The sequence below is a fragment of the Heterorhizobium halophytocola genome (assembly GCF_017873095.1).
GTDB lineage: Bacteria > Pseudomonadota > Alphaproteobacteria > Rhizobiales > Rhizobiaceae > Allorhizobium > Allorhizobium halophytocola.
The window spans coordinates 390,000-402,698 of sequence record NZ_JAGGJU010000001.1 but is presented as its reverse complement, the minus strand read 5'-3'; the positions used below and the strand labels follow the sequence as shown (position 1 = coordinate 402,698).

At 62.2% G+C, this 12,699-nt stretch carries 8 protein-coding genes; all 8 read right to left on the bottom strand.

Features of this window, described 5'->3' with window-relative positions:
* Positions 1–81: 81 nt before the first annotated feature.
* A complete protein-coding gene (locus J2Z17_RS01905; RefSeq protein ID WP_209941707.1) occupies positions 82–579 on the bottom strand; it encodes a DUF2314 domain-containing protein in 498 nt (165 codons plus the stop codon).
* A 258-nt stretch (positions 580–837) separates the two neighbouring features.
* A complete protein-coding gene (locus tag J2Z17_RS01900) occupies positions 838–1,329 on the bottom strand; it encodes a MaoC family dehydratase (protein WP_245223802.1) in 492 nt (163 codons plus the stop codon).
* A 91-nt stretch (positions 1,330–1,420) separates the two neighbouring features.
* The gene (gene glgX / locus J2Z17_RS01895) at positions 1,421–3,397 is read right to left on the bottom strand and encodes a glycogen debranching protein GlgX (protein WP_377299949.1); all 1,977 of its coding nucleotides are present in this window, start codon (positions 3,395–3,397) and stop codon (positions 1,421–1,423) included.
* 12 nt (positions 3,398–3,409) lie between these two features.
* Positions 3,410–5,041, bottom strand: a complete 1,632-nt coding sequence (locus tag J2Z17_RS01890; RefSeq protein ID WP_209941705.1) for an alpha-D-glucose phosphate-specific phosphoglucomutase — start codon at positions 5,039–5,041, stop codon at positions 3,410–3,412.
* Positions 5,042–5,045: 4 nt separating this feature from the next.
* Positions 5,046–6,482 (bottom strand): glycogen synthase GlgA, encoded by a 1,437-nt coding sequence (gene glgA, locus J2Z17_RS01885; RefSeq protein ID WP_209941703.1) that lies wholly within the window; start codon positions 6,480–6,482, stop codon positions 5,046–5,048.
* Positions 6,483–6,489: 7 nt separating this feature from the next.
* Positions 6,490–7,752 (bottom strand): glucose-1-phosphate adenylyltransferase, encoded by a 1,263-nt coding sequence (glgC, locus tag J2Z17_RS01880; protein WP_209941701.1) that lies wholly within the window; start codon positions 7,750–7,752, stop codon positions 6,490–6,492.
* 24 nt (positions 7,753–7,776) lie between these two features.
* A complete protein-coding gene (glgB, locus tag J2Z17_RS01875; protein ID WP_209941699.1) occupies positions 7,777–9,999 on the bottom strand; it encodes a 1,4-alpha-glucan branching protein GlgB in 2,223 nt (740 codons plus the stop codon).
* On the bottom strand, positions 9,999–12,461 hold the full coding sequence (locus tag J2Z17_RS01870) for a glycogen/starch/alpha-glucan phosphorylase (RefSeq protein WP_245223835.1): 2,463 nt from the start codon (positions 12,459–12,461) through the stop codon (positions 9,999–10,001). The genes glgB and J2Z17_RS01870 overlap by 1 nt, the downstream gene beginning before the upstream one ends.
* Positions 12,462–12,699: the final 238 nt, after the last annotated feature.

Sequence of the window (12,699 nt, the reverse complement as noted above, 5' to 3'; positions counted from 1 at the left end):
ATTCAGCCGGATTCCAGGCAAGAAAAAAGGCGGCGCCCGCAAGGGCAGCCGCCTTTTTTCATGGGATGTGGTGACGCAGGATCAGGAAGAGCACTTGGTGTTGAAGCGGTCTTCGAACTGCTTCAGTTCGGCCTTCGGACCCGACAGCAGGATGGCGCAGGCGGAATAGTTGCCGACCAGCTTGCCGTTGTCCATGTAAGTCCAGTCGTAGATGTCGTCCTTCTTGAAGCTGATCTTCTGGCCGTTACGGACATTGCGGACAACCTCCGGCTCGTTGGCGAGCGTGGCGCTGAAGCCGTCGCCTTCCGGCTCGACATCGATCAGCCAGAAATATTCCGCATTGCGCGGCTCGCCGCCGACCGTGACGCCACCGTTCTGGTCGTCTGCCAGTGCGACCTTGACCGCGTAGTTCGACGTGCCTGCCGGCGGGTTTGCTTCCTTGGCGAGGAAATCGTCCAGACCGTCATGGGCCTTCATCGATGCGGCTGCGAGGGCCGGGTCGGCCGTGGCCACCTGGTGGGCGGCCGTCAGATCGTCTGCGGCTACCGTAAGCGGTGCGATGAGCAGGAGTGCGGACAAGCACCAGGCGGATTTCTTAAACTGAGGCACCAACTAGGTCTCCATTGTACTGCATCGACGACGACGCCAGGCGCCTGTCGCGACGTGCAACGATGCTTAAAACTCTAGCATCGCGCGGGAGTTACTCCGGCCAGATGGCAGCCGATCTAGCCGAGACAAGGGATCGCGGAACGCGCCGTGAGGCTGCCAATTTCTAGGTGCTGAAATCATTTGTTGCAGTGCAAATGTCAAGTTACATTTGTGCAAGGCAGCGATGCATCACGCCATTTCGTGCGGTCGATCCTTGGGGTCGAACTGCACGATCGTCAGCCAGGACGCGGTGAGCGCCGGCTTTTTTTCCTCTTCGATTTCAACGGTCACGTCATAGGTCGTCATCAACATTCCGGCGCCGCGGAAGCGAGCTTCCGCAAGGACGAAATGGCCACGCACGCGCTTGCCGCTCTTGACCGGCGAGACGAAGCGGACCTTGTCGAAGCCGTAGTTCAGACCCATGGTCTGTTCGCGGATCTTCGGCAGCCCGCTGAAATTCATCGCCGATAGCAGTGACAAGGTCAGGAAGCCGTGGGCGATCGGACCGCCGAAAGGCGATTCCGCTGCGGCGCGCACCGGGTCGACATGAATGAATTGATGATCGGAGGTGGCATCGGCAAATGCGTCGATGACCGGCTGGTCGACGAGCATCCAGTCCGACACCCCGACCTCCGTACCTACCAGACCTTCAACCTCGGCCAGCGAAATCTCGCGTATCATGAACCCTCACAAGAGCGATTAGTCTCAAGGGGTTATAGGGCGGATTTTTCGGCTCCGCCATGCGCGTCGATACGATCCGCGTGAAAAATGCTCAGCATTCTACAAATATCGCGATGCTGCGTGGTGCAAGTTCCGCCGTCGATGTCGTCTCGTCGGAGGAAAGCGCCCGCCAGCCCTTGTCCGCAGGCGGCAAAGTGACGCTCTGCGGGCGCCGCTGACGGTTGATGGCAATGGTGATCCGGGTGTCGAAGCTGTGAAGCGTGTCATGCGTGGCAAGCACCATGAGGAGCGCCGGCGTCTCGGCCGCTTCCCATTCGCCAACCGTCATGGCGGCACCGCCGGCAGAGAACCAGGCGACATCGTTTCCGTCACCGGTGAAGAAGGTCGTCTGGCCGAGCGCGGAGAAGCGTTTTCGCAGACGCGCGAGTCGTGCCGTATGGTCGATCAGCGCTTCGTCGGCGGTGCTCCAGTCGATCCAGATGCTTTCGTTGTCCTGGCAATAGGCATTGTTGTTGCCATGCTGCGTCCGGCCCAGTTCGTCGCCGGCCGTCAGCATGATCGTGCCGCGACTGACAAAGAGGGTGGAGAGGAGCGCCATCACATCCTGGCGTCGCCGCGTGAGGATCCCGTCGTCGGCGGTCTCGCCTTCGGCGCCATTGTTCCACGACAGGTTGTCATTGTGGCCGTCGCGGTTGTCCTCGCCGTTCGCCTCGTTGTGCTTATGCTCGTAAGAGACCAGATCCATCAGCGAAAAGCCGTCATGGGCGGCGATGAAGTTGACCGAGCGGGTCCGCGGCGCACCATCGCGGGCAAAAACGTCGGAAGCGCCGGCCAGCGCGGTCGCCATGTCACCGGTCATGTGTCCGTCGCCGCGCCAGAACCGCCTGATGCGATCGCGCGACTGGTCGTTCCATTCGAGGAAGGCGTCGGGAAAGTTGCCGAGCTGGTAGCCGCCATGGCCGATATCCCAGGGTTCGGCAATCAGCATGCGATCGGCAAGCACCGGGTCAGCCATCATCTGTCTGAGGGTCTCGGCGTTCGGATCGAAGCCCTCGGGGCCACGGCCGAGTACCGGGCCGAGATCGAAGCGGAAGCCATCGACGCCGGCGTTGAGGGCGAAATGGCGAAGGCTGTCGAGGATCAACTGCCGGACGAAGGGATGGTCGCAGGCCAGCGTATTGCCGCAGCCGGTGACGTTGACGAGATCACCCGGCCGTCCCGGTTCGTGGGCGTAGCAGGACAGGTTGTCGAGGCCGCGCAGCGACAGCGTGGCGCCGTGCCGGTCGCTTTCGCCGGTATGGTTGAAAACGAGATCAAGGATCACGCCGATGCCGGCCGCATGCAGCGCCGCGACCGTATCGCGCAGTTCGGCCACACCACCCGGCGCCAGTCTGGGGTCGATGGTCATCAGGCCGACGGGATTGTAGCCCCAGGCATTGCTGAGACCGAGCGGCGGCAGATGCCGCTCGTCGATCCAGGCGGTGATCGGCATCAGCTCCACCGCATCGACACCGATGCGCTTGAGATGGGCGATCACGGAGGGGTGGGCGAGCGCCGCGATCGTGCCACGCTCGGCTTCCGGCACATCCGGATGCCGCATGGTGAAGCCCTTCACCGCAATCTCGTAGACGAAGCCGCCCGGGGCGAAGCGCGGTGGCGCGGGCTCGACCTGTTCATGCCGGCGCACGACGGCCTTCGGCATCAGCGCAGCCGTATCCTCGCCGAATTGCCCGAGCCTCGGATCATAGACGAAAGGCCGGTCAATCTCGGTCGCATAGGGGTCGAGCAGCAGTTTCGCCGGGTCGAACCAGAGGCTCTGGTCCGGGACGAAGGGGCCGTGGGCGCGGTAACCGTAAAGGGTGCCCAGCGCAATGCCGGGCACCGAAAGCTCGAAATGGCCATCGCCTTCGTTGCGCATCTCCAGCCGATCCGTCTCGACCGCGCCGGTCGGATCGTAAAGACAGAGATGGATGCGTTCGGCATGGCCGGACCAGACACGGAAGATCACGCCCGGTGGGGGCGATTGCGGGGCGTCTGCCCGCTTGTTGCGCGTCTTGCCGCCTGCCACGCCGTTCAAGCCTTAGGTGATCACGGTCGGCGCATCGCGCCCGGTGCGGCTCTTGATGCCGGCTAGCTCTTCCGCGGCTGCGATCAGATCGGCCAGGGCCTCCTGCGTCTCGATGTTGTGACGGGCCGCATCGGGCTCGTAGCGCTCGATATAGACGCGCAAGGTGGCGCCGGACGTGCCGGTGCCGGACAGGCGGAAGACGACGCGGGAGCCACCGTCGAAGAGGATGCGGATGCCCTGATGCTTGCTCACCGATTCGTCGACCGGATCATGATAGGCAAAGTCGTCGGCCTCGCTGACCGTCAGATCGCCGACCTTTGTGCCGGGCAGGGTGTCGAGCTTGCCGCGCAGAGCCTCGACCAATTCGTTGGCCGCATCGCTGTCGACGCCCTCGTAGTCATGGCGCGAATAATAGTTGCGGCCATAGGTGGCCCAATGCTGCTGGACGATCTCGCGGGCGCTGTCGCCGCGCGAGGCCAGGATGTTGAGCCAGAGCAGCACGGCCCAGAGCCCGTCCTTTTCGCGCACATGGCTGGATCCGGTACCGGCGGATTCCTCGCCGCAGATCGTCACCTTGCCGGCATCGAGCAGGTTGCCGAAGAACTTCCAGCCGGTCGGCGTCTCATACATGCCGATGCCGAGCTTTTCCGCGACCCGGTCGGCGGCGGCAGACGTCGGCATGGAGCGGGCTATGCCGGCAATGCCGTCGGCATAGCCCGGCGCCAGATGGGCATTGGCGGCAAGGATGGCGAGGCTGTCGGACGGGGTGACGAAAATGTCCTTGCCGATGATCAGATTACGGTCACCGTCACCGTCGGAGGCTGCGCCGAAATCGGGCGCATTGTCGCCGCTCATCATCAGGTCGTAGAGGTCTTTTGCATGGACAAGGTTCGGGTCGGGATGGTGGCCGCCGAAATCGGGAAGCGGGGTGGCATTGCGCACCGTGCCGGAAGGCGCACGCAGGCGATTTTCCAGGATTTCCTTGGCGTAGGGACCCGTGACCGCGCTCATCGCGTCGAACACCATGCGGAAGCCGAGCGAGAACATGTTGCGGATGCTGTTGAAGTCGAACAGCTCTTCCATCAGGTCGGCGTAGTCGGCCACCGGATCGATCACCTCGACCACCATGCCCTCCAGGTCGAAGCTGCCGATCTGGTCGATGTCGATATCGGCGGTCTGCAGCGTCTTGTAGGCATCGATCGACTTGGTGCGCTCGAAGATCGCGTCGGTGATCTTTTCCGGTGCCGGGCCGCCATTGCCGGTATTGTATTTGATGCCGAAATCCTCGGTCGGGCCGCCGGGATTGTGGCTGGCCGACAGGATGATGCCGCCGAAGGCCTTGTATTTGCGGATGACGTTCGAGGCGGCCGGCGTCGACAGGATGCCGCTGCGGCCGACCATGACCTTGCCGAAACCGTTGGCGGCGGCCATGCGGATGGCGATCTGCACGACCTCACGGTTGTAGAAGCGACCGTCACCGCCGATCACCAGCGTCTGGCCCTCGAAGCCGTCGAGGCTGTCGAAGATCGACTGGATGAAGTTCTCGGCATAGTTCTCCTGCTGGAAAACCGGCACCTTCTTGCGCAGGCCGGACGTGCCGGGCTTCTGATCCAGATAGGGACGGGTCGCAACGGTCTTGGTCATTCTGTCATTGGCCTTTCAAAAGGAGACGTTCGTAAAGGTCCAGATAGTTGGCGGCACTGCGTCCCCACGAAACGTCGGACTTCATGCCGTTCTTCTGCATCTGGCTCCAGGGCTTGCCGGCGTGAAACAGCCGGTTCGCGCGTCGTAATGCCTGAATAAGCCCCTCTTGCGACATGGGCGTGATATGAATGCCGGTCGCCACATTGGCGGCCAGGGCCGCTTCGTTGGCGTCGATCACGGTGTCCTTCAGGCCGCCGGTGCGGGCAACCACCGGCACGCAGCCATAGCGCAGCCCATAGAGTTGCGTGAGGCCGCAGGGCTCGAAGCGCGAGGGGATCAGGATGGCATCGGAGCCGGCCTGGATCAGGTGCGACAGCGGCTCGTCATAGCCGATCGTTACCGAAACACGGCCGGAGTGGCGCGCGGCGGCATCCAGGAAAGCGCCTTCCAGCGGTCCATCGCCCGATCCGAGAACCACCAGCATGGCACCGTCGGCAACCAGCTGGTCGATGATGCCGACCAGGACATCCATGCCCTTCTGCCAGGTAAGGCGGGAGACGACGCAATAGATCGGCCCGCCGTCATCGGCAAGGTTGAACCGGGAGACCAGAGCCTCGCGGTTTTTCACCCGCTTCTTCAGCGATGAGCCCGTGTAGTTGCCGGCAATCAGAACATCGCTGGAGGGGTCCCAAATGGTCGCATCAATGCCGTTGACGATGCCGTAGAGATCGCCGGCGCGGCTGGCGATGACGCCATCGAGGCCCATGCCGAATTCGGATGAGAGGATCTCTTCGGCATAGGACGGGCTGACCGTGGTGATCGCATGGGTGGTGTTCAGCCCGGCTTTCAGAAAACTCAGCCGGCCGTAGAATTCGAAGGCTTCATGGAAGGCATGGGACGGCAGGCCGAGTTCGCCGAAGATTTCCGACCCGAATACGCCCTGGAAGGCGATGTTGTGGATCGTCATCAGGTTCGGGATCTCGAGTGCCTCGCCGTAGCGCATATAGGCGGGCGTCAAGGCCGCCTGCCAGTCGTGGCCATGTACCAGATCGGGCTGCCAATCCGGCAGAAGCCCCGCCGCAATCCGTGCCCCCGCCAGCGACAGGGCCGCAAAGCGTTTCCAGTTGTCCGGATAGTCCCTGTTGTCGGTATCGAGATAGGGGCCGCCGGCACGATCGTAAAGCGTCGGCGCATGCAATAGCAGGATGTCGAGCCCGTGATGCTTGACGGCGAGCAGGCTTGCCTGTTCGCCGAGCAGGTCGAGATCCATCAGTTTCCGGGTCTTGCCGACTGCTGCCAGGACCGTCGGATAGCCGGGCAGCAGCGTTTTCGTCTCCACCCCCAGATGTTGCAGGGCAAGCGGCAGTGCGCCCGCCACGTCAGCGAGCCCCCCGGTCTTGATCAGGGGGTAGAGTTCGGAGGTGACGGACAGCACTTTCATGATCAGATCAGCTCTCCAGCTTGTCGATCATGGCCTGGGTAATCAGGCAGATGCCGCTTTCCGTGCGCCGGAACCGCTTGGCGTCCATTTCCGGATCCTCGCCGACGATGAGACCTTCCGGGATGACGACGCCGTGGTCGATCACCACATTGGCCAAGCGCGCATGCCGACCGATCTGCACCTTGGGCAGGATCACCGCCCCTTCGAGGCGCGAATAGGAGTTGGCCCGCACGCCGGTGAACAGCAGGCTGTTGAACAGCGAGGAACCGGAGATGATGCAGTCGCCGGAGACCAGCGAATAGATCGCCGAACCGCGACGGCCTTCGTCGTCATGGACGAATTTCGCCGGCGGGTTGATCTCCGCATAGGTCCAGATCGGCCAGGACTTGTCGTAGATGTCGAGTTCCGGAACGATGGCGGTCAGGTCGATATTGGCCTGCCAATAAGCGTCGATGGTGCCGACATCGCGCCAGTAGGGGGTCTTCTCGAAATCGGAACGCACGCAGGACTGGGCAAAGCGGTGAGCCACCGCCGTGCCGTTCTTGACGATATAGGGAATGAGATCCTTGCCGAAATCGCGGCTCGAATTCGGATCGGCGGCGTCGCGGCGCAGGAGATCCATCAGGAACTTCGTGTGGAACACGTAGATCCCCATCGAGGCCAGGGCGAAGTCGGGATTGCCGGGAATGCCCGGCGGATCGGCGGGCTTTTCGACGAAGTCGATGATGCGGTCCTTGTCGTCGACATGCATGACGCCGAAGCCGGTCGCCTCCATGCGCGGCACTTCCATGCAGCCGATGGTGACATCCGCGCCGGAATCGACGTGCTGCTGCAGCATCAATTCATAGTCCATCTTGTAGATGTGGTCGCCGGCGAGGATGACCATGTATTCCGGGCCATAGGGCTCTATGATGTCGATGTTCTGGTACACGGCATCGGCGGTGCCTTCATACCACTGGGTCTCGGATACGCGCTGTGACGCGGGCAGCACGTCGAAACTCTCGTTGCGTTCCGGCCTGAAGAAGTTCCAGCCGTGCTGCAGGTGGCGGATCAGCGAATGCGCCTTGTACTGGGTCGCCACCCCGATGCGGCGGATCCCGGAATTCATCGCGTTCGACAGGGCGAAATCGATGATGCGGGCCTTGCCGCCGAAATAGACGGCCGGTTTGGCGCGGCGGTCCGTCAGCTCCTTCAGGCGGCTTCCCCGACCGCCTGCGAGCACATAGGCCATCGCGTCTCGGGCCAATGGCTGTGATCGTCTTTCTGTCATGTCTTCCAAGCCTCCCATACGCTTTTATTCCTGCTCCAGCATGACCGTTGCCAGAGGTGGCAGTGACAGTCCGGCACGGATAGTGCCGTCCTCCTGGCGGTATGCGTTGACGCGCCCGCCATTTCCCTTGCCGCTGCCGCCGTAGATGTCTGCATCGGTGTTGAGGATCTCCCGCCAGCGGCCCTCGGCCGGCAGCGGTATCGTATAGTGCTCGTGATAGACGGGCGTAAAATTGCAGATGACCGCAACCGGCTTTTCGCCCGGCGCCTTGCGCAGCCAGGCAAATACCGAATTGGCATCGTCATCTCCGATCAGCCATTCGAAGCCGTCGGGTTCGCAGTCATGGGCATGCAGTGCAAGCTTGGCGCGGTAGGCGAAATTGAGATCGCGCACCAGCCGCCGCATGCCCTCGTGCATCCGGTATTGCAGGAGGTTCCAGTCGAGCGCGCCTTTCTCGCTCCACTCGCCCCACTGGGCGAATTCCTGGCCCATGAACAAGAGCTTCTTGCCGGGATAGCCCCACATGAAGGCGTAATAGGCGCGCAGATTGGCAAATTTCTGCCAGTCGTCGCCCGGCATCTTGGCAATCATCGAGCCCTTGCCGTGCACCACTTCGTCATGGGAAATCGGCAGGACGAAATTTTCCGAATAGGCATAGACCATGCCGAAGGTGATTTCGTTGTGATGGTATTTGCGGTGCACGGGATCGCGGGCGAAGTAGCTCAGCGAGTCGTGCATGAAACCCATGTTCCACTTGAAGCCGAAGCCGAGCCCGCCTTCATGCACCGGCTGGGAGACCTTCGGCCAGGAGGTGCTCTCCTCGGCGATGGTCATCACGCCGGTATTCTTGCCGTAGAACTGCCGGTTCATTTCCTGCAGGAAACGCACCGATTCCAGGTTTTCCCGGCCGCCATATTCGTTCGGCACCCATTCGCCTTCCTTGCGGGAATAGTCGAGATAGAGCATCGAGGCGACGGCATCGACGCGCAGGCCGTCGAGGTGGAATTTCTCCGCCCAGTAGAGGGCGTTGTTGATCAGGTAGGACACGACCTCGGTGCGACCGAAATTGTAAATCGCGGTGTTCCAGTCCGGATGAAAGCCCTGGCGCGGGTCCTCGTGCTCGTAAAGCGCCGTACCGTCGAACCAGCGCAACCCGTGCGCGTCCGTCGGAAAATGGGCGGGAACCCAGTCGAGGATAACGCCGAGGCCGACCTTGTGGCAGCCGTTGACGAAGCGGGCAAAGCCCTCCGGCTCGCCGAAACGGGCCGTCGGAGCATATAGGCCGGTCGTCTGATAGCCCCAGGAGGGATCATAGGGGTGCTCGGTGATCGGCAGGAATTCGATATGGGTGAAGCCCATGTCGACGCAATAGGGGATCAGCCGCTCGGCCAGTTCGTCCCAGCTGAGCATCGACCCGTCGTGATGGCGTTGCCAGGAACTCGCATGGACCTCGTAGATCGCAATCGGCTGCCGTCGCTGGTCGACGCTTGCCCAATGCGCCCGGTGGGCCTCGTCGTCCCAGGCAAAGTCGAGCTCGGCTGCGGTGACGGATGCATTCTTCGGCCGAAGCTCCGCCCGGCGTGCGAAGGGATCGGCCTTCAGGGGCAGGAGTTCACCGTTCTTGCCGATGATCTCGAACTTGTAGGCATGGCCGGTCGAGACGTCCGGGGCGAAGATTTCCCAGATGCCGGTGTCGCGGCGCAGCCGCATCACATGGCGCCGCCCGTCCCAGTCATTGAAGTCCCCGACGACGGAGACGCGCCTGGCATTGGGAGCCCAGACGGCGAAGTGGAATCCGTTGACGCCCTGATGGGTGATCGGATGGGCGCCCATCTTGTCGAAGAGCCTGAGATGCGAGCCCTCGCGGATATAATAGTCGTCCATCGGCCCGAGTACGGGCCAGAAGCTGTAGGGGTCGGTGACGGTCCATTCCGCATCCTCGCGGCTGGCGCGGTAGCGCACCGGATAGATTCCGTCGAGGGCGACCTTGCCGACAAAAAAACCTGCCGGATCGAGGCAGGTCATCTCACCGATCGGATTGCCATCGAGCGACAGCACCGTGACTTTCTCGGCGCCCGGAATGAAGCAACGGGCGACATGGCCCTTGGCTGTCTGGTGTACGCCCAGAACGCCGAAGGGATCGCCGTGGCTGCCATTGACGATCGCCACGATTTCCTCGTTCGAGGGATGCTCTGCCTGTCCGGTATTTTCGTTTGTCGTCTTTGCTTTGGTCTTGGCTTTCGCCATCAGGCCCTCCAGATCTCTTCGGCATATTGCCGGATGGTGCGGTCGGAGGAAAACCAGCCCATGCGGGCGGTGTTGCGGATGGTCTTGGCGTACCAGCTAGCCTTGTCGGTCCAGGTCTGATCGACCGAGCGCTGCGCTTGCGCATAGCTGTCGAAATCGGCAGCGACCATGAACCAGTCATGCTGGTAGATGCCGTCGATCAGTTCCTTGAAGCGGTTCCGGTCATCCGGCGAAAACACGCCGGACTGGATGGCCGAAAGGGCTTGTGACAATTCGCGCGATGCTTCAATGGTAGCGCGCGGGTTGTGACCCTCTGCACGGATTTTCGCGACTTCGTCTGCGGTCAGTCCGAAAATCACGATATTCTCCTCCCCCACATGATCGCGCATCTCGACATTGGCGCCGTCGAGCGTGCCGATCGTCAGTGCCCCATTCAACGCGAACTTCATGTTGCCGGTTCCCGATGCTTCCATTCCGGCGGTAGAAATCTGTTCCGACAGGTCGGCAGCCGGCACCATCACCTCGGCCAGCGAGACATTGTAGTTCGGCACGAAGACGACCTTGAGCAGGCCGCGCACCGACGGATCGTTGTTGATCGTGCGGGCCACGTCATTGGCGAGCTTGATGATCAGCTTGGCGTTATGGTAGCTCGGCGCCGCCTTGCCGGCAAAGAGCTTGACGCGCGGCACCCAGTCGCGTTCCGGATGGGAGCGGATCTGGTCGTAGAGCGCGACGGTCTCGATAATGTTGAGCAGCTGGCGCTTGTATTCGTGGATACGCTTTATCTGGATGTCGAATAGCGCGTCGGGATCGAGGCGTACGCCCATGCGGCTGGCGACCAGCTGGGCAAGGCGCTCCTTGTTGGCGCGCTTGACCGCGGCGAACTTCTGCTGGAAGCCCGTGTCTTCCGCATAACCGTCGAGCTGCTGGAGCTTGGCTGCGTCGTCGAGGAAGTCGTCGCCGATCGTTTCGCGCAGCAGATTTGTCAGTCCCGGATTGCACTGCATCAGCCAGCGTCGCGGCGTGATGCCGTTGGTCTTGTTGTTGATGCGGCCGGGGAAGAGCTTGTGCAGGTCGGCGAACACCGTCTGCTTCATCAGGTCGGTGTGGAGCGCCGAGACGCCGTTGATCGAGTGCGAGCCCATGAAGGCGAGATTGCCCATGCGCACGCGCCGGTCGCCGCTCTCGTCGATCAGCGAGATATGGCGGATCTCCTCGTCGGTGAAATCCGTCTGCTTGCGTGCATGGATCAGCATCTTGGCATTGACCGCATAAACGAGCTGCATGTGGCGCGGCAAAAGCCGCTCGAACAGCGGTACCGGCCAGCTTTCCAGTGCTTCGGGCAGCAGCGTGTGATTGGTGTAGGAGAAGGTCTTGGAGGTGATCTCCCAGGCATCGTCGAGGTCCAGGCCGTGCACGTCGCAGAGCAGCCGCAGGAGCTCGACCACGGAAATCGCCGGATGCGTGTCGTTCAGCTGGATTGCGACCTTGTCTGCGAGATCGGCAAGCTCGTTGCCCTGCTGCAGATGGCGGCGAAGGATGTCCTGCAGCGAGGCGGAACAGAAGAAATATTCCTGGCGCAGGCGCAGTTCCTGGCCCGCAGGCGTGGCGTCGGCGGGGTAGAGCACGCGGGTCAGCGTCTCGGCCTTGTTGCTCTCGCGCAGCGCGCCGATATGGTCGCCGGCATTGAAGGCATCGAGCAGGATCGGGTCGATCGGCTGGGCCGACCACAGGCGCAGCGTATTGACCCGCTCGCCGCGCCAGCCGACGATCGGTGTGTCGTAGGCGGTGGCGATCATCCGCTCATTGGGTTTCCAGACGTGGCGCATGTCCTCCTCGACGCCGACCAGCGCATCGACCGTGCCGCCGAAGCCGATCTCGTAGGAACTCTCACGCCGCTCGAATTCCCACGGATTGCCGTGGGCGAGCCAGGTTTCGGGCAGTTCGACCTGCCAGCCATCGGCCATCTGCTGGCGAAACAGGCCGTGCACATAGCGGATGCCGTAGCCATAGGCGGGGATATCGACGGTCGCCATCGATTCCATGAAACAGGCGGCCAGGCGCCCGAGACCACCATTGCCAAGCGCTGCGTCCGGCTCGAGGCCGGCAATCAGGTCGAGATCGACTCCAAGCGAACCGAGCGCTTCGCGGATGTCTTCGACGAGGCCCAGATTGGACATCGCGTCGCGCATCAGGCGACCGATCAGAAATTCCAGCGAGAGGTAGTAGACCCGCTTGGAGTTGGTGTCGTAGCTGGCGCGGGTCGATTCCATCCACTTGTCGATGATCCGGTCGCGCACCACCAGAATGGTGGCCGTCAGCCAGTCATGCGGGGTCGCGACCTTGGCGTCCTTGCCGATGCCGTAGGTCAGCCGCTCGATGATCTCGGCGGCGACGGTTTCCGGGTCGGACTCGCGCGGCTTGGGAAGCGGGATATCGGCTTTGCTCTGAGACTTGATCATCGTATCGACACCCACCTGGCTCGTCATGGTCGTCTCCCGCGAACTCTGGAACGCCGGCAACGTCAATCAGCAGTTATGCATCGATACGGGACAGTTGCAACATGGGAATGCCGCAGTTGCGAAAAACCAGAAGCCGTCACGGCTCAAGTTAAGCTACTGAAAATAAAGGGCCGCTTCGTCGTCTGACGAAGCGGCCCTGACGGACGGGTGATGTCGGCTGCCGGCCTTTTGGCAAAGA